Source organism: Rhizobium rhizoryzae, from assembly GCF_011046895.1.
Classification (GTDB): Bacteria; Pseudomonadota; Alphaproteobacteria; order Rhizobiales; family Rhizobiaceae; genus Neorhizobium; species Neorhizobium rhizoryzae.
The window spans coordinates 1249350-1266059 of the sequence record NZ_CP049250.1; the positions used below are offsets into that span (position 1 = coordinate 1249350).

20 protein-coding genes and 1 riboswitch are annotated in these 16710 nt (G+C 58.4%); of the genes, 12 read left to right on the forward strand and 8 right to left on the reverse strand.

Going from position 1 to position 16710, the window contains the following annotated elements:
• Positions 1 to 49 precede the first annotated feature (49 nt).
• A riboswitch (TPP riboswitch) is annotated at positions 50 to 180 on the reverse strand.
• A 104-nt stretch (positions 181 to 284) separates the two neighbouring features.
• Entirely contained in the window at positions 285 to 1361 is a 1077-nt protein-coding gene (locus tag G6N80_RS12090; RefSeq protein ID WP_165134052.1) for an MBL fold metallo-hydrolase, read from the reverse strand.
• Between the two features lie 352 nt (positions 1362 to 1713).
• Here G6N80_RS12090 and ffh point away from each other — a divergent pair, with 352 nt between their 5' ends.
• From ffh to trmD, 5 genes are all read left to right on the forward strand, one after another.
• Positions 1714 to 3276 carry a signal recognition particle protein gene (ffh, locus tag G6N80_RS12095; protein ID WP_165134055.1) on the forward strand — a complete coding sequence of 521 codons (1563 nt, stop codon included), beginning with the start codon at positions 1714 to 1716 and terminating at the stop codon, positions 3274 to 3276.
• Between the two features lie 18 nt (positions 3277 to 3294).
• Positions 3295 to 3615 (forward strand): chorismate mutase, encoded by a 321-nt coding sequence (locus tag G6N80_RS12100; protein WP_062556167.1) that lies wholly within the window; start codon positions 3295 to 3297, stop codon positions 3613 to 3615.
• Positions 3616 to 3684: 69 nt separating this feature from the next.
• Complete coding sequence (gene rpsP / locus G6N80_RS12105; protein ID WP_062556166.1) at positions 3685 to 4038, forward strand: 30S ribosomal protein S16; 354 nt, start codon at positions 3685 to 3687, stop codon at positions 4036 to 4038.
• 128 nt (positions 4039 to 4166) lie between these two features.
• Positions 4167 to 4775 carry a ribosome maturation factor RimM gene (gene rimM, locus G6N80_RS12110; RefSeq protein ID WP_165134057.1) on the forward strand — a complete coding sequence of 203 codons (609 nt, stop codon included), beginning with the start codon at positions 4167 to 4169 and terminating at the stop codon, positions 4773 to 4775.
• Between the two features lie 9 nt (positions 4776 to 4784).
• Complete coding sequence (trmD, locus tag G6N80_RS12115; RefSeq protein WP_165134060.1) at positions 4785 to 5483, forward strand: tRNA (guanosine(37)-N1)-methyltransferase TrmD; 699 nt, start codon at positions 4785 to 4787, stop codon at positions 5481 to 5483.
• On the opposite strand, the gene G6N80_RS12120 is transcribed toward trmD, so the two are convergent.
• Positions 5465 to 6211, reverse strand: coding sequence for a sulfite exporter TauE/SafE family protein (locus tag G6N80_RS12120; RefSeq protein ID WP_165134063.1), 747 nt, complete (start codon positions 6209 to 6211; stop codon positions 5465 to 5467). The two genes, trmD and G6N80_RS12120, sit on opposite strands and share 19 nt — an antisense overlap.
• Positions 6212 to 6508: 297 nt before the next feature.
• Between G6N80_RS12120 and rplS the strand changes: the two genes are divergently transcribed.
• Together rplS and G6N80_RS12130 are read left to right on the forward strand one after the other, a co-directional pair.
• On the forward strand, positions 6509 to 7027 hold the full coding sequence (gene rplS, locus G6N80_RS12125) for a 50S ribosomal protein L19 (RefSeq protein ID WP_062556162.1): 519 nt from the start codon (positions 6509 to 6511) through the stop codon (positions 7025 to 7027).
• Positions 7028 to 7136: 109 nt separating this feature from the next.
• Complete coding sequence (locus G6N80_RS12130; RefSeq protein ID WP_062556161.1) at positions 7137 to 7694, forward strand: GNAT family N-acetyltransferase; 558 nt, start codon at positions 7137 to 7139, stop codon at positions 7692 to 7694.
• 108 nt (positions 7695 to 7802) lie between these two features.
• On the opposite strand, the gene G6N80_RS12135 is transcribed toward G6N80_RS12130, so the two are convergent.
• The 4 genes from G6N80_RS12135 to G6N80_RS12150 all read right to left on the reverse strand — a co-directional run bounded on the left by G6N80_RS12135 (position 7803) and on the right by G6N80_RS12150 (position 12458).
• On the reverse strand, positions 7803 to 8192 hold the full coding sequence (locus G6N80_RS12135; RefSeq protein ID WP_165134066.1) for a DUF2794 domain-containing protein: 390 nt from the start codon (positions 8190 to 8192) through the stop codon (positions 7803 to 7805).
• A gap of 310 nt (positions 8193 to 8502) precedes the next feature.
• A complete protein-coding gene (locus tag G6N80_RS12140; protein ID WP_082547284.1) occupies positions 8503 to 9279 on the reverse strand; it encodes a DUF1223 domain-containing protein in 777 nt (258 codons plus the stop codon).
• A gap of 227 nt (positions 9280 to 9506) precedes the next feature.
• A complete protein-coding gene (acnA, locus tag G6N80_RS12145; protein WP_062556159.1) occupies positions 9507 to 12203 on the reverse strand; it encodes an aconitate hydratase AcnA in 2697 nt (898 codons plus the stop codon).
• A gap of 66 nt (positions 12204 to 12269) precedes the next feature.
• Positions 12270 to 12458: a hypothetical protein gene (locus tag G6N80_RS12150; RefSeq protein ID WP_062556158.1), complete on the reverse strand. Its 189-nt coding sequence runs from the start codon at positions 12456 to 12458 to the stop codon at positions 12270 to 12272.
• Positions 12459 to 12469: 11 nt separating this feature from the next.
• Here G6N80_RS12150 and ccmA point away from each other — a divergent pair, with 11 nt between their 5' ends.
• From ccmA to G6N80_RS12175, 5 genes are read left to right on the forward strand one after another with little or no spacing between them, the layout of a single operon-like run.
• Complete coding sequence (gene ccmA / locus G6N80_RS12155; protein WP_062556157.1) at positions 12470 to 13120, forward strand: heme ABC exporter ATP-binding protein CcmA; 651 nt, start codon at positions 12470 to 12472, stop codon at positions 13118 to 13120.
• Entirely contained in the window at positions 13117 to 13776 is a 660-nt protein-coding gene (gene ccmB, locus G6N80_RS12160) for a heme exporter protein CcmB (RefSeq protein ID WP_062556156.1), read from the forward strand. Before ccmA ends, ccmB begins: the two co-directional genes overlap by 4 nt.
• A gap of 43 nt (positions 13777 to 13819) precedes the next feature.
• The gene (locus G6N80_RS12165) at positions 13820 to 14578 is read left to right on the forward strand and encodes a heme ABC transporter permease (protein ID WP_165134069.1); all 759 of its coding nucleotides are present in this window, start codon (positions 13820 to 13822) and stop codon (positions 14576 to 14578) included.
• A gap of 3 nt (positions 14579 to 14581) precedes the next feature.
• Positions 14582 to 14758: a heme exporter protein CcmD gene (gene ccmD, locus G6N80_RS12170; protein ID WP_165134072.1), complete on the forward strand. Its 177-nt coding sequence runs from the start codon at positions 14582 to 14584 to the stop codon at positions 14756 to 14758.
• Positions 14755 to 15363 carry a DsbE family thiol:disulfide interchange protein gene (locus tag G6N80_RS12175; protein WP_165134074.1) on the forward strand — a complete coding sequence of 203 codons (609 nt, stop codon included), beginning with the start codon at positions 14755 to 14757 and terminating at the stop codon, positions 15361 to 15363. The genes ccmD and G6N80_RS12175 overlap by 4 nt, the downstream gene beginning before the upstream one ends.
• A 64-nt stretch (positions 15364 to 15427) precedes the next feature.
• On the opposite strand, the gene G6N80_RS12180 is transcribed toward G6N80_RS12175, so the two are convergent.
• Both G6N80_RS12180 and G6N80_RS12185 read right to left on the reverse strand, forming a co-directional pair.
• A complete protein-coding gene (locus G6N80_RS12180) occupies positions 15428 to 16021 on the reverse strand; it encodes a DUF2585 domain-containing protein (protein WP_165134076.1) in 594 nt (197 codons plus the stop codon).
• Entirely contained in the window at positions 16018 to 16665 is a 648-nt protein-coding gene (locus tag G6N80_RS12185) for a septation protein A (RefSeq protein ID WP_165134078.1), read from the reverse strand. Before G6N80_RS12185 ends, G6N80_RS12180 begins: the two co-directional genes overlap by 4 nt.
• Positions 16666 to 16710: the final 45 nt, after the last annotated feature.

The following is a 16710-nucleotide window of genomic DNA, read 5'->3' on the forward strand; positions in this document are numbered from 1 at the left end:
CAGCCGGAAAGATGGATAGACGCCGAGACAAGGCAGACATGGCCCTGTAGAAATCGCGCGTGCACCGTCCCTACGCCAGTATGAACTGGATCAGGTTCAACGGGTCACCGCGCTGCTTGGCCTCTAAAAGCCAAGCCCAGCGGAATCTCAGCCCCTTGCGGGACACCCCTGGTGAATGCGCAGGATTCTGAAGCCAAGCACGGCAAGAGTCAACGATGCATCTTTCGCGATCATAAAATTTTTACATCGCTTAAAGATTGAAATATTCTAACATATGTAGGGTCTTACGCTTCCGGCACGTCGAAGGCTTCGCCCGGGCGAAGCGGACGAAACCGCTCCGGCTTGATCTGTGCTGCTGCAAGTGCATTGCGCAGTGCCGCCAGCGGCTCCTCAATGCCTTCATCGGTGAGCTTTACCGTACCCCAGTGGTGGCCAATGGCGTAAGAAGCCTTGGCGAGCTGCATTCCAGCAACCGCTTCTTCCGGGTTCTGGTGCTGTGCTTTCATGAACCAGCGCGGCTCATAGGCGCCGATCGGCAGAATGGCGAGACGGAAAGAACCATGCTTTTCCTGCGCCGCCTTGTAGTTGATGCCCTCATGGAAGCCCGTATCACCGACGTGGTAGATTTTGCCCGCCAGTGTCTCGATCACGAAAGCACCCCACAGCGCCATGCTGCGGTCGCCAAGCCCGCGGGCCGACCAGTGATGGCAAGGCTCGCAGTGGATCGACACATTCTTGCCGACATAATCCTTCGAGCCCCAATCCATGACCGTAATGCGCGGATCATCCAGTTCCGGGCCGAAGATCTTGTCATTGCCCAGAGGCGTGATGTAGCGCGGACGATGGGCGGCGTGGATACGCTTCAGCGTATCGATATCGAGGTGGTCGTAGTGATTGTGGGTGACGATGACGATATCGATAGCCGGCAAATCTTCGATCCTGATGCCCGGCTCGTTCACCCGTTTCGGGCCTGCAAATGACACGGGGCTGGTACGGTCCGACCAGACGGGGTCGGTCAGGATGTTCAAGCCAGCAACCTGGATCAGCATGGAAGCATGGCCGACCATGGTCACCACCATCCGGTTCCCTGTCACCCGCTTTTCAGGCTTTGCGCCTGCAAACGGGCTTGGATAGGCATCAGGCCAGTCTATGCTCTTGCCGTTGAAGCGCCATTTCAGAAGGTTGAGAAAGCCTTTGGGCGCTTCGCCGCCGGGATTGAAGAAGCGCGTTCCGTCGAAATGGTCGGACACCGGCCCCGTATAATATTTGTTGGCTGCCATGGCTCTCCCTGCTGCAAGCCCGCCGCCCAAAAGCGCGAGACTGCCGATTGCTGACCATTTCAGGAAATTGCGTCGCTTCATAATAAAATCTATAAGTATCCCGGTTGAACCTATCAAGAAGCGTTACGATAGGCTGGCATGTCGGATCAGCGGCATCACAGTCGGTTGATTGTGCAGACAGGTCTAGATGGCAAAAACCCCCGGCAGCCTTGACTTTGCGGGCCAGTTGCTGTTTAAGCCCGCCATCTGCTGAAAGTTTCAAGAACTTTAGCCGCCGACCGGGACCCGTAAAGGTATAAAGAGATCCCGGAGGTCAACACCCGACAGCGCGTGGCGCCCTCGGGTGTCGTTTGGCTTTGCGTCTTGTTTTTCGGCGGCAAAGACCCGACGTTTGCACCAGTCAGAACTGTGCAACGTCAAGAAGGATGAAACGATGTTCGAAAACCTCCAGGACCGTCTTGGTTCCATCTTGAGTGGACTGACCGGCCGTGGCGCGCTTTCCGAGGCGGATGTCTCGGCGGCCATGCGCGAGGTTCGCCGTGCGCTTCTGGAAGCGGACGTGGCGCTGGAAGTCGTTCGTTCCTTCACCGATCGCGTTCGTGAAAAGGCCGTTGGTGCCTCCGTCCTGAAGTCGATCAAGCCCGGCCAGATGGTCGTGAAGATCGTTCACGACGAACTCATCGAGATGCTGGGTTCGGAAGGCGTTTCGATCGACCTGAACGCACCGTCGCCGGTCGTCATCATGATGGTAGGCTTGCAGGGATCGGGTAAGACCACGACGACCGGCAAGATTGCCAAGCGGTTGACGGATCGCGACCGCAAGAAAGTTCTCATGGCCTCGCTCGATACGCGCCGTCCGGCAGCGCAAGAGCAGTTGCGTCAGCTGGGCGTTCAGACGGGCGTCGATACTTTGCCGATCATTGCTGGCCAGTCGCCGACCGATATCGCCTCTCGCGCCGTCCAGGCTGCCAAGCTCGGCGGTCATGATGTCGTCATTCTCGACACGGCAGGCCGTACGCATATCGACGAGCCGCTGATGGCGGAGATGGCCGAGATCAAGGCCCGCTCCAAGCCGCACGAAATTCTGCTGGTCGCGGACTCGCTGACCGGTCAGGACGCCGTCAACCTCGCCCGTAACTTCGATGAACGCGTCGGCATTACCGGCCTCGTTCTCACCCGCATGGATGGCGATGGCCGCGGCGGTGCCGCTCTGTCCATGCGTGCTGTCACCGGCAAGCCGATCAAGCTCATCGGTATCGGCGAAAAGATGTCGGAACTCGACGAGTTCCATCCGCGCCGTATCGCCGACCGCATTCTCGGTATGGGCGATATCGTTTCGCTGGTTGAAAAGGCCGCCGAAAATATCGACGCCGAAAAAGCGCGCGCCATGGCCGAAAAGATGGCCAAGGGCAAGTTCGACCTGAACGATCTGGCCGAGCAGCTGAAGCAGATGAAATCGTTAGGCGGCATGGGCGGCATCATGGGAATGATGCCTGGCATGGCGGGCATGAAGGACAAGCTCGCAGCGTCCGGCATGACCGACAAGGTGTTTGACCGCCAGCTTGCCATCATCTCGTCGATGACGAAGGCCGAACGCGCCAATCCCGATCTTCTCAAGCACAGCCGAAAGAAGCGTATCGCCGCCGGCTCCGGCACCGATGCCGCCGAAATCAACAAGCTTCTCAAGATGCACCGCCAGATGGCGGACATGATGAAGGCTATGGGTGGCAAGGGCAAAGGCGGCATCATGAAACAGATGATGGGCGGTCTGGCCGGCAAGATGGGTCTTGGTGGCCTTGGTGGTGGTATGGGCGGTATGCCTGATCTGTCGCAAATGGACCCCAAGCAGCTGGAAGCGCTGGCAAAGCAAGCGGAAGCCGCAGGCTTCAAGCCGGGTTCGATGCCGGGTCTTTCCGGCGGTATGCCAGGATTGGGCAGCAAACTTCCGGGTCTGGGTGGCCTGCCGGGTCTTCCCGGCTTTCCGAAAAAGAAGTGAGGGGAGACGTTCAAAGCCATGGTTGATCCAAAGGTCAAAGAACAGCTCGGAAAGTACCGCCAGTCGATCGACAACATCGACGCGGCACTTGTGCACATGCTGGCCGAGCGTTTTCGCTGCACGAAGGAAGTGGGCATTCTGAAGGCCCAGTTCGATTTGCCGCCGGCAGACCCGGCGCGCGAGGAATACCAGATCGAGCGTTTGCGCCGCCTTGCCAAGGATGCGCAGCTCGATCCGGATTTTGCGGAGAAGTTCCTGAATTTCATCATCAAGGAAGTCATCCGTCATCATGAAGCCATTGCTGCCGAACACGGCGGTGTCACTGAAAAGACCGCCTGAGCGCGGCCTGAAACACAACAGGACCGTCGAAGAAGACGGCCCTTACCGAAAAAACTGAAGGAGTTTGAAATGTCCCTGAAGATCCGTCTGGCCCGTGGTGGTTCCAAGAAGCGTCCTTACTACCACGTTGTTGTCGCCGATGCCCGCGCGCCGCGCGATGGCCGCTTCATCGCAACGCTCGGTTCCTGGAACCCGATGCTGCCGAAGGACAATGCTGAGCGCGTGAAGCTCGACGTTGAAGGCATCAAGTCCTGGGTTGCCAAGGGCGCACAGCCGACCGACCGCGTTCTGCGCTTCATGGCAGAAGCTGGCATTGCAGAGCGCGCTGCTCGCAACAACGCTGAAAAGGGCAAGCCGGGCAAGAAGGCTCAGGAGCGCGCTGCCGAGAAGGCTCAGAAGGCTGCTGAAGCCGCTGCTGAATAAGCGTCTACCTCAGATTTGACAGAACGGACGGCATGGCGACATGTCGTCCGTTTTGTTTTTCCGGTCTTTGTGTTTTCAAGATCATTGATCCGGGTTAGAGCAGTGACGAAGACAGGCAGGATAAAACCATGGCAAAGCTCGAAAACCCCATCCTCATGGCGACCGTCGGTGCGGCGCAGGGCTTGCGCGGTGAAGTGCGGGTGCGCTCCTTCACGGAAGATCCGCTGGCGCTGGGTGATTATGGCAATCTTCACAGCGAGGATGGCAGGGTCTTCGAAATTCTGGAAATCCGGGAAGCCAAAAATGTCGTCATCGTGCGCTTTCGCGGCATCAATGATCGCAATGCCGCCGAAGCGCTGAACGGGCTGGAGCTCTTCATCGATCGCGAAAAACTGCCCGATGATGAACTGGATGATGATGAGTTCTTCTATGCCGATCTTGAAGGCCTCGAGGCGGTCGATGCCGATGGCATCAGTTATGGTGTGGTCAGCAGCGTTTTCGACTTCGGTGCTGGCGATCTCCTTGAGCTGAAGGCACCCAACAAGCGCCCGACGCTTATTCCCTTCACCGAAGCCGCTGTGCTGGAAATCGATCTGGAAAATGGGAAACTTCTGGTCGATCCGGTTGCCGCCGGTCTGATCGATCTGCCGGAGGACGAGGATCTGAAGGGCGAGATTCCCGATGGAAAGCCGGATGCTTCTGAGAAGAAGTCACCGCCGAAAAAGAAGCGGGACTGAGCCTGGGTCATGACGTTCCACGCAACGGTTCTCACGCTCTATCCTGAAATGTTTCCCGGCCATCTTGGTTATTCCCTCTCCGGCAAGGCCATGGAGCGGGGCGACTGGTCGCTGGAAGCGGTTCAGATCCGCGATTTCGCCAAAGACAAACATCGCACGGTGGATGATACGCCAGCCGGTGGCGGCGCAGGCATGGTGTTGAAGCCGGATATTCTGGCGCAAGCCATCGATTCGCTCGCTCAGGATTCGCGTCCGCGCCTGTTGATGAGTCCGCGTGGCAAGCCGTTGACTCAAGAACGGGTGCGAGAGCTGGCGGTAGGCGAGGGCGTCGTCATCGTCTGCGGTCGTTTCGAGGGGGTGGATCAGCGGGTTATCGACGGTCGCCAGCTCGAAGAGGTCTCGATCGGCGATTACATCCTGTCCGGCGGCGAACCGGCGGCCTTGACCGTTCTGGATGCCGTCGTGCGCATTCTGCCCGGTGTTATGGGCAATGCATTGTCCGGCACGCATGAAAGCTTTGAGACTGGCTTGCTGGAACATCCGCACTACACGCGACCGCAGGAATTCGAAGGCGTTGCCATCCCGTCCGTGCTGACATCCGGTAACCATGCCGCGATCGACAAATGGCGCCATGAACAGGCACTGGCGCTTACGAAGGCGCGCAGGCCCGATCTCCTAAAGCAAGACGCTCAGCCTGTGACGAAGTAATAGATCGTCAGCGCTGTGCCGACAGCAACCACCAGCATGCGCATGATGGTTTGGGGAACCCGCCGCGCGAGCCAGACCCCCGCATAGCCACCGGCAGCGCCTGCGGGAATCATGATCACGGCCTGCGCCCAGCCCACGACGCCGCCGCCGACGAAGACGATGATGGCGACAGCGGCAATCACCATGGCGAGCAGGTTCTTCAGCGCGTTGAGGTGATGATAGCTTCCGCCGGTTGTCAGGCCCAGCACGGCCAGCATCATGATGCCCATGCCTGCACCGAAGAAACCGCCATAGATTGCGGTCAGAAACTGGCCAATGGCCGAGGACGGTGATGTGCCGGTTCGTTCCGCAGACGCTTTGGGCTTCAAGAGCGGACCGGTCGCAAAGATGGCCGTTGCCGCCGCCAGCAGCCAAGGCACCATGGCGCGGAACGACGGATTGTCGAGTGCCAGAAGGATGAGGGCGCCCGCGAGCCCGCCGACCGCCGAAATAATGGTCAGGGCGACGGCGCTTCGCCAGCGTTTCATCAACTCGGTCTTGTAGGCAAGCGTCGATGTCACATAGCCGGGAAACTGCACGATGGACGAGGTCGCATTGGCCGAAATCGGCGGCAGGCCTGCAAGTGTCAGCGCGCCAAAGGTCAGGAATGTGCCGCCACCTGCAATGGCGTTGACCGCTCCCGATAGAAAACCGGATACAAACAGCAAGACAATAATTGAAATCGACACCCGGTGCCCTCCCTTGCAACCTGATGATCGAGCGGCTTATCGGTTGCTGGGTCGTGCTGCAAGGCCATATCAGGATGATCTTGAATTCAGATTCCTGCGCGACAGGGGTGACAAATGGCGATTGGTGGTGTAAAGGCCCACGCGGACATGGGAGTTTCTCCCGTTGACCGTAACAAAGAATGGCGAATCCGCTCCTGCTTGTGAACTCCCTCTTTTGGTTCACAGCACGGCTCCAAGGCAAGTCCGAAGGTCCGATGTCGAGCGCTCTGGTCGTTTCAGAAGAACCTAGAGGTTAACATGACAGATATCATTGCTCAGCTGGAAGCCGAACAGGCTGCCAAGATCGAAGCCAAGCGCAAGCTGCCGGAATTCTCCCCGGGCGATACGCTCCGCGTCAACGTAACGGTTCGCGAAGGCAACCGTACCCGTGTTCAGGCCTATGAAGGCGTTTGCATCGCTCGCTCCGGCGGCGGCATCAACGAGAGCTTCACCGTTCGCAAGATCTCCTACGGCGAAGGCGTCGAGCGCGTATTCCCGGTTTACTCTCCGCTGGTCGACAGCGTTGAAGTCGTTCGTCGCGGTAAAGTTCGTCGCGCGAAGCTGTACTACCTGCGCGACCGTCGCGGTAAGTCTGCGCGTATCGTCGAGAACACCAACACTCGCGCCCGCAAGCTCAACGAAGCTGAACGCGCTGCCGCTGCTGAAGAGCGTGCACGTATCGAAGCTGAAAAGGTTGCAGCAGCACAGGCTCTCGCCGCCGAAAAGGCAGCAGCAGAAGCCGCCGCTGCAGCAGCTTCGGAAGGTGCTGCAGAATAATAGTTCGGCGCATTCTGGATTTAAAAGGCGGGCTTCGGCTCGCCTTTTTTGTTGCAGTTCAGTCTCGATGGATCTTATCAAGGCAAGACCTTATCCGGATTGAACTGATATGACCTATCATCTGCGCGACGCGAGCCCCACCGATATACCCGCCATCACAGACATCTATCGCGATAGCGTCCTGAACGGCAGCGCCAGCTACGAGATCACGCCTCCAGACGAGGCGGAAATGCTGCAGCGCTTCAGGGCGATAACTGAGAAGGGGTATCCTTATGTGGTGGCCGAAGATGCCGACGGCACGCTTCTCGGCTACGCCTATGCCTCAGCTTTCAGGACCCGTCCTGCCTATCGCTGGCTGGTCGAGGATTCGATCTACCTCTCGCCCCTCGCCAGAGGTCGCGGCTTAGGCAAGGTGCTCCTGAAGGAACTCATTGAACGCTGTACAGGTCTCGGGTTCCGGCAGATGGCAGCGGTCATCGGCGGCGCAAGCTCTGCCTCTGCCGGCCTGCATGCAGCGCTCGGCTTCCAAATGGTTGGAACCATGAAAGGGACCGGGTTCAAGCACGGCCAGTGGCTCGATACGGTCTTCATGCAGCGGGAACTGGGGGCTGGCACCACAACACCGCCGGATCTTGGCGCCTATCCTGGTACACTTTTCGGGGGCTGACGTTCTAAAGCTTGTCGCGATCTTTCAGATTCGCTCCTGACGCTTTAACTCTTTGTTTTATCGCATGTCGTTTTCGCAAAACCGCTGCACACTTTTGCGTGACATGCTTTAGTCGATCAGCTTCAATACCTTGTCGAAGACTTTCAAGACTTGCTGCAAGTCATGGCCACGCTTCAGGATCATGCCATGCGTATTGGTAACGCTGAAGGCGCCTTGCTTGGCCGCGAGCTTGGGATTCTTCTCGATCCGGTACAGGGGCATCTCCCCCGAACGCTTGAAAACTGAAAAGACTGCCCGATCCCGCAACTGATCGATGGCGTAGTCCTTCCACTCACCCTCTCCGACCATGCGACCGTAAATTCTCAAGATGGCATCCAGTTCCCGGCGATGGAACATCACGGGGACGGCGTCAGTGCTCTGCCGGTACTGGTTGAGTTCGATCACGTTGGCGCCATCCGAACTGGAAAGCCGCCCTGCTGTCTCTGGCTGATCGCTCATCAAAGCTCCTCAATCCAAGGCCGTTTTTGATGACGGCTGCGTGACAGTGTGCCCTACGCCTGCCAAAAAGCAAGCGCGTTCGACAGGCTAACGCATTCTCCCCGACGGAGTTTCAGCGCTGCTATCCGCATTATTTGTTTTTTCTTAAATGCCGTTTTCCGCCTGAATTCGAACAAACCCGCGCCCGAATCGCGCGCCAGATTGGTGTCATGCAGTTGGCGCACAGCGCCATCAGGTCCGGTCCCAGGCGTTGACCTTACCCCCAGCCCCCGACGCTTCGGGCCGGACCTTTTTTTCTGCAAAGGTATCGCTATTGGGGACGCTTTCGTCCTGCCATCAAGACGGCGGCACCCATGATCGCAGCAGGTTCGCCCTTCGGCCCCGATGCCTGGAGAAGGATCGCGCATCCATCCTTCTTGGAGCGACCCATGGCCTTGGCAGGCAGGGTGATCTTCAGATCCTTGCCTTCCCACATGCCCACTGTCTGAACATCATAGACATTATGCCAGTATTCCATCTGGCGCCCGCTGTTCTCGCCACGTTCGACGGTGACTGCCTCCTTCTTGGTGAAGTAGGCGACAACCACGTCTGCTCGACCCTCGCCGGCCGGGATGGAGATTTCCATTTCCTCGCCATTCATTCGGGCCGTGATCGGAACGGTCAGGCCTTGGCCCTCGCCGTGCAACTGGCTGATCTTCCCATTGATTGCTGCGACATCGGTGCCTTTGACATGCGCCCGACCATTGATGATGGCCTGTGGCGTATAGACCCCGCTGCGGCCCATGCTGTGCGCATAGCCATACTGGCGCTCCGTATTTTCCTTGGAGCTCAGCGTATCGGTCCAGCCAAGATAGTTCCAGTAATCGACGTGGTAAGACAGCGCCACCACATCTCCCTGATCGACGATCTGCTTCAGGGCGGCATCGGCGGGCGGACAGGAGGAGCACCCTTGCGACGTAAAAAGTTCCACCACGCCTTTCGGAGACGAGATGTCGCCCGCCAATGCGGTACCTGCAACCAGAAGGCTGACGGTGAGCCAGAAGGCGGATGTCACTGTATGCCGATGATGGACTTGTGTGTTGCGCATGGTGTCTTTGGGGCATGAGAAGCGGGTCTGGTCTGCAACCTACCCCCCAACCTCCATCAAGCGGAAGTCACAAGCGGGTGAGAGTTGTATGTGCAGATTTGCGCATAAAGAAGCCGCCGGACAAGGCCTGTCCGGCGGCTTCCTTGAATTTCGTCTTCTCCAGACGGTGAACCCTGCATCAGGCCAGAAGATTGCGCCACCTCTAGAGCAGCGCAATCCAGAGCCGATCAGGCAGCCAGATCGCGAAGAACCGTCTGCAGGATGCCGCCATTGTTGACGTAGGTGACTTCATCCAGCGTGTCGATGCGGCAGAGGATCTTGATCTCCTTCACCGTTCCGTCTGCGTAGGTGATCTTGGCCGTCTTCCACTCGCGCGGCTTGATTTCGCCGTTGAGACCTTCGATCGTGACCGTTTCGTCACCCTTCAGGTCCAGCGTCTGCCAGTTCGTGCCCTCTTCGAAGACGAACGGGATAACGCCCATGCCGACCAGGTTCGAGCGGTGAATACGCTCGAAGGACTGCGCGATGACAGCGCGAACGCCGAGCAGGTTGGTACCCTTGGCAGCCCAGTCACGCGAAGAACCGTTGCCGTATTCAACGCCTGCAAAGATGACCAGCGGCGTGCCTTCGGCCTTGTACTTCATGGCAGCGTCGTAGATCGACATCTCTTCCTTGGACGGATAGTGGACGGTGTAACCGCCTTCCTTGCCGTTCGGGCCGAGCATGAAGTTACGGATGCGGATGTTGGCGAACGTGCCGCGCATCATCACTTCATGATTGCCACGGCGTGTACCGTACTGGTTGAAGTCAGCAACGGATACGCCGTTGCCGAGCAGGTAGGCACCAGCCGGGGACTGCGCCTTGATCGAACCGGCCGGAGAAATATGGTCGGTGGTGATCTTGTCGCCGAAGAGACCGAGAACGCGGGCGTTGACGATGTTGTCGGTGCCGACACCAGCCTGCTTCGGCATGCCGACGAAGTAAGGCGGGTTCTGCACATAGGTCGACTGGTCGTCCCAGGCATAGGTCTGGCCTTCCGGAACCTGCACAGCCTGCCAGTTTGCGTCGCCCTTGAAGACGTCTGCATACTTGGTCTCGAACAGTTCGCGGGTCACGTACTTCTGGATGAACTCCTGCACTTCGGCGGAGGTCGGCCAGATGTCCTTCAGGTAAACCGGGTTGCCATCGCGGTCTTCACCGAGCGGCTCGCTGGTCAGGTCCTTCTGGACAGTACCGGCGAGAGCGTAGGCAACCACGAGCGGCGGGGAAGCCAGGTAGTTCGCCTGAACGTCCGGCGAGATACGACCTTCGAAGTTGCGGTTACCGGAGAGCACGCCAGCGGCAATGATGCCCTTGTCGTTGATCGTCTTGGAGATCGGTGCTGGCAGCGGGCCGGAGTTGCCGATGCAGGTCGTGCAGCCGAAACCGACGAGGTTGAAGCCGAGCGCGTCCAGTTCCTTCTGCAGGCCGGACTTCTCAAGATATTCGCCGACAACCTGGGATCCCGGTGCAAGCGAGGTCTTGACCCACGGCTTGGACTTCAGGCCCTTGGCAACGGCGTTGCGGGCGAGAAGGCCAGCAGCAATCAGAACGCTCGGGTTCGAAGTGTTGGTGCAGGACGTGATGGCGGCGATTGCAACGTCACCATGGCCGAGATCGAAATCGGTGCCTTCAACAGCCCAACGCGTATCGAGCTGACCCGGCTTCTTGTAATCGCCTTCGAGAGCGGTTGCAAAGTTCGGAGCAATGGTTTCGAGCGGCAGACGGCCTTCCGGACGCTTCGGACCAGCCATGGACGGCACGACGTCGCCGAGATCGAGTTCCAGCGTGTCGGTGAAGACGAGGTCGGATCCATCGCCCTGACGCCACATGCCCTGAGCCTTGGAATAGGCTTCAACGAGAGCGATACGGTCCTTCGTGCGGCCCGACATGTCGAGATAGCCAACGGTGGCGGAATCGACCGGGAAGAAGCCGCAGGTTGCGCCGTATTCAGGACCCATGTTGCCGATCGTCGCGCGGTCGGCAACCGGGAGCGTGTCGAGGCCCGTGCCGTAGAATTCGACGAATTTGGAAACCACGCCCTTCTTGCGCAGCATCTGGACGACCGTCAGAACGAGGTCGGTCGCGGTCACGCCTTCCTTCAGCGTGCCGGTCAGCTTGAAGCCGATGACTTCCGGCAGAAGCATCGAAACCGGCTGGCCGAGCATGGCGGCTTCCGCTTCGATACCACCAACGCCCCAGCCCAGAACGCCCAGACCATTGATCATGGTCGTGTGGCTGTCGGTGCCGACACAGGTGTCAGGATAAGCGATGGTCTCGCCGTCTTCTTCCTTCGTCCACACCGTCTGGCCGAGATATTCGAAGTTCACCTGGTGACAGATACCTGTGCCCGGAGGAACGACGCGGAAGTTCTTGAACGCCTGCTGGCCCCACTTCAGGAAGCGGTAACGTTCGCCGTTGCGCTCGTATTCGAGTTCAACGTTGCGGGCAAACGCCTTGGGAGTCCCGAACTCATCAACGATAACCGAGTGGTCGATCACGAGATCGACAGGAACGAGCGGGTTGATCTTCTCCGGGTCGCCACCGAGGGCCTTGATGCCGTCGCGCATGGCAGCGAGGTCAACAACGGCGGGAACGCCGGTAAAGTCCTGCATCAGAACGCGAGCCGGACGATAGGCGATTTCGTTCTCGACCTTACCCTTGTTGTTCAGCCATTCGGCAACCGAAAGGATGTGCTCCTTGGTGACCGACTTGCCGTCTTCAAAGCGCAGCAGGTTTTCCAGAAGAACCTTCATCGAGAAGGGCAGCTTGGAAACGCCCGGCAGGCCATTGGCCTCTGCCTTCGGTAGGCTGTAATAGACGTAATCCTTGCCATCGACGGTCAGAACGGACCGGCAATTGAAGCTGTCGAGAGATTTAGACACGAGAAGTAACCCCGCTGATATCAAGAGCCAACACGCGCGTGCGGACGCCTATGCACTTCATGCACATCAGGATGCGGGTACGACCATTTCCGCTGTCCGCACGAGAAGAAAAATCTTCAGGTCCGGCGCAAAGTGAAAATCACGCCGGCCGCTGGCGTGGTTGCGAAGCTTATAGATAATTTCTAAGAAGTGTTCCAGACCATCAATGGCTATCGAAACGATTTTTTTCTGGTCTTCCCGCAACAGAATGAACAAGGTGCGAACCGATGCGGCTTGCCGCCGAAAACCTTTCCGCCCAGCGCGGTGAAGATTTCATATTCTCTAATATTTCCTTCGACTTGCAGTCGGGTGAGGCCCTTCTTCTCACCGGCCGGAACGGGTCGGGGAAAACGACGCTGCTGCGGGTCGCCGCGGGTCTGATTCAGCCGGCTTCCGGCGGCCTCAGCCTTTGGTATGACCAGACCCGAAAAGCCTCCAGGCTTGCCGAAGCCTGCCATTATCTCGGGCATCGCAACGCCATGAAAATGGAACTGACCGTGCGGGAAAACCTCAGCTTCTGGCAGTCGTTTTTTGGTGATGCTGAGGGCGGAAGGGGCTGTTCAATTGCGCAAGCAGCGCGTGCGGTCGAGCTTGAACAGGTATTACATCTCCCCTTTGGTTATCTTTCCGCCGGGCAACAACGCCGCATGGCATTCGCCAAGCTTCTGGTGGCCTACCGACCGGTCTGGATTGTCGATGAGCCGACAGCCGCACTGGATATCAACGCCGAGGCATTGCTGGCACGGCTCATGCGCGAACATCAGGCCAGGGGCGGCATGATCCTTGCCGCCACGCATCAGCCGCTTGAGCTTCTTGATGTGAGGCGGTTGGAAATGAAGGGCTTTGGGTTTGCGGCCATGGAAGGAGCGGAAGCATGATCGCCCTCCTGCTTCGCGATCTCAAACTGTCTTTCCGTGCTGGCGGCGGCGCCTTGATCGGTATCCTGTTTTTCCTGACAGTGGTGGCGGTCATTCCCTTCGGGGTAGGGCCGGATCTCAATCTTCTATCGCGGATTGGTCCCGCCATCGTCTGGATCGGCGCGCTGCTTGCTGCACTCCTTGGTCTTGACCGGCTGTTTCAGGCCGATCGCGACGATGGCTCGCTGGATCTTATCTTGATGCAGGAGCATCCGCTGGTGCTGACAGTTCTGGTGAAGTGCCTCGCGCATTGGCTGGCCAATATTCTGCCACTGGTGATCGCTTCTCCGTTGCTCGGCCTGTTCATGAATATGAGCGAGGTGGCGATCGGTGCCGTCATGCTGACCCTGCTGGTCGGTTCTCCGGCGCTGGCCTTCATCGGCGCTGTCGGGGCGGCAGTGGCAGTCACACTCCCGAGAGGGGGGCTTCTGGTTTCCATCCTCGTTCTGCCATTGACGATTCCCGTGCTGATTTTTGGCGTCAGCGCATCCTATGCAGCGGTGGAAGATCCGGCACCCTTCCTGCCGCCCTTTCTGATTCTTGTTGCCATCACGATGTTTTTTGCCGTCATTGGCCCGCTCGGTGCTGCGCTGGCGTTGCGCAATGCCGGGGATTGACTAGAATCAAGGAAAGACGGGGAGCCACCCCTAAAAGGATTACATGACCGAAAGCCTCGCCATCCGCAAATTCAGCGACCTTGCCAACCCGACGCGGTTCCTCGCGCTTGCGGAACGCCTTTTGCCGTGGATGGCGGGCCTCTGTTGCCTGCTCTTCGCAGCCGGGCTGTACCTCGCCTTCACGACTGAGGGGGATTACCAGCAAGGCGATACGGTGCGGATCATGTACATCCATGTGCCTGCGGCCTGGCTTTCGATGATGTGTTATTCCGTCATGGCGCTGTCGGCCATTGGCACGCTGGTCTGGCGTCATCCGCTGGCCGATGTTTCCCATAAGGCCGCAGCTCCGCTTGGTGCCGCTTTTACGCTGATCGCGCTGATCACAGGTTCGCTGTGGGGGAAACCCATGTGGGGCACGTGGTGGGTGTGGGATGCGCGGCTCACATCCGTCTTCATCCTGTTCCTGATGTATCTCGGCATCATCGCGCTGAACCGTGCCATGGACGATCCGTCCAGGGCTGCGCGGGTTTCTTCGGTGCTGATCCTCGTGGGATTTGTGAACATCCCAATCATCAAGTTCTCGGTGGACTGGTGGAACACGCTGCATCAGCCAGCCAGTGTCATCCGCATGGATGGACCGACCATCGACGGAGAGTTTTTGCGTCCGCTGCTGGTCATGGCCATTGCTTACACGCTGCTGTTTTTCACATTGCATATCACGGCCATGCGCAATGAGATATGGCGTCGTCGCATTGCGACCCAGCGGCGTCTGGCAGCCCGTAACGCAAGCCGGGAGGTATGAGAGATGAGCCACGCTTTCTATATCTTTACCTCCTACGGTGTGACGGCGCTGATTACACTTGCCGTTATAGCTTGGACCCTTCTGGATGGTCGCGCCCGCCGGAACGAAATGGCTGAACTGGAGGCCGCCGGTATCCGTCGCCGGTCCTCTCCTCCCGTGACTGAGGGCAAACAGGCATGACGGCTCCCCTTCAAACGGAGGAAACGCCCGAAAAGCGTGGCCTCGGACGTTATGGCTTTGCCTTGATCCCGCTGGTGATCTTCGCAGGCTTTGCCGCAGTGGCGGGAAAAATGTTGTATGATCAGGATGTGAATGGACGCGATGTGTCTGCCATTCCTTCGGCTCTGATCGGCAAACACGCGCCTTCACTTGCCTTGCCACCGCTGGAAGGGTCGCAAACGCCTGCGCTTACCGATGCCGCGATCAAGGGCAGGCTGACCCTGGTGAATGTGTTTGCGTCCTGGTGCGTACCCTGCCGTCAGGAGCATCCGCTCCTGAAGGAGCTCGCGAAGGATAGCCGGATCACTATCGTCGGCATCAATTACAAGGATCGCAACGACAACGCGCTGCGTTTCCTGGGCGAACTCGGCAATCCCTACAAGGCCATCGGCGTTGATCCGAACGGCAAGGCCGCGATCGACTGGGGCGTCTATGGCATTCCGGAAAGCTATCTCGTCGCTCCGGATGGCACGATCCTCTACAAGCGCGTCGGGCCTTTCGATGAGCGCAGCGTCAGCCAGGATCTGCTGCCCGCCATCGAGAAGGCCCTGACGCCGCAAGTCTGATCCAACTCCTTGTTATGACGCATTTCCGGACGCAAAACCGCTGCACACTTTTGCTGGAAATGCTTTACAGCGCCCCCTGCCAGGCCCGGACCGCATCGAGCGGATAAACGAGCATCAGCACGTTGAGGGTCAGGTTGTCGCGGATCAGCCAGCCGGTAAAGATCTCGAAAATAATAGCGACAACAAGAGTGACCCAGACCGGCACCCGCGCGGCAAACAGAAAGCCAAGCGCCATGAAGATGGTATCCATGGCCGAATTCAGGATGCTATCGCCTTCATAGCCGATGGCCATGGTTGCGGATCGATAGCGGTCAATGATGATGGGGGAGTTTTCCAGAAGCTCCCATGCCGCTTCGATGAAGGTGGCAAGCGTAAGACGCTTGGCAAACGAAGCCTTGCGCAGCACCAGCCAGCCGAGGCCATAAAACAGGAAGCCATGGATGATGTGCGACGGCGTGTACCAATCCGCCAGATGCTGGGAATTGCCCGGCGTGTTCACGCCCGGCTCAAACAACTTCACAGTGCCGCAGGTGCAGATCCACACCCGCCCCATGAAATGCTCGGCGATGATCTGTGCCAGCAGAATGATGAGCGCGACCGCAAACCAGTAATGGCCGCTGCTGCCGTTGCGGGCGGGATAGGCGTCCGCCGTGCTCACTTTCCATCCTCGGACTTCGGCTCAAGCGAATGTTTCATGATGAGCGGCATCTGCGCCAGCGTGAAGGCAATGGTGATCGGCATCGTGCCCCAAACCTTGAAGTTGACCCAGACGGCGTCGGAAAAATTGCGCCAGACCACTTCGTTCAGCACGGCAAGAAACAGGAAGAAAATGCCCCAACGGAGAGTCAGCTTGCGCCATCCTTCATCCGTCAGCTGAAAGGCTGCGTTGAAGACATAGCCCAGCAGCGATTTGCCGAACAACAGGCCAATCAGCAGCGTAACGCCGAACAGCGTGTTGACGATGGTCGGCTTCATCTTGATGAAGGTCTCGTCCTGCAACCAGATGGAGAGGCCGCCAAAGATCATGACCACGATACCGGAGACGAAGGGCATGACCGGCAAATGCTTGAAAACGATCTTGGAGACGATCAGCGAAATAACCGTTGCCGCCATGAAAAGGCCCGTCGCCACCAGCAGCGGTCCGCCTAGCGCTGAGAGCGCTGGAAACTTGGAGACCAGCCATTCGCCCCGCAAGTTGGCAAAAAAGAACACAAGCAAAGGCCCGAGTTCCAGCGCCATTTTCAGGCCCGGATTTTCCTTTTCCTGACGCGTCGGCGTCGTATCGCTTTCAAGGCTTGGCATTGGGCGCGTCTTTATGAAGGTGTTGAAAGAATAGGTGCAAAGCGG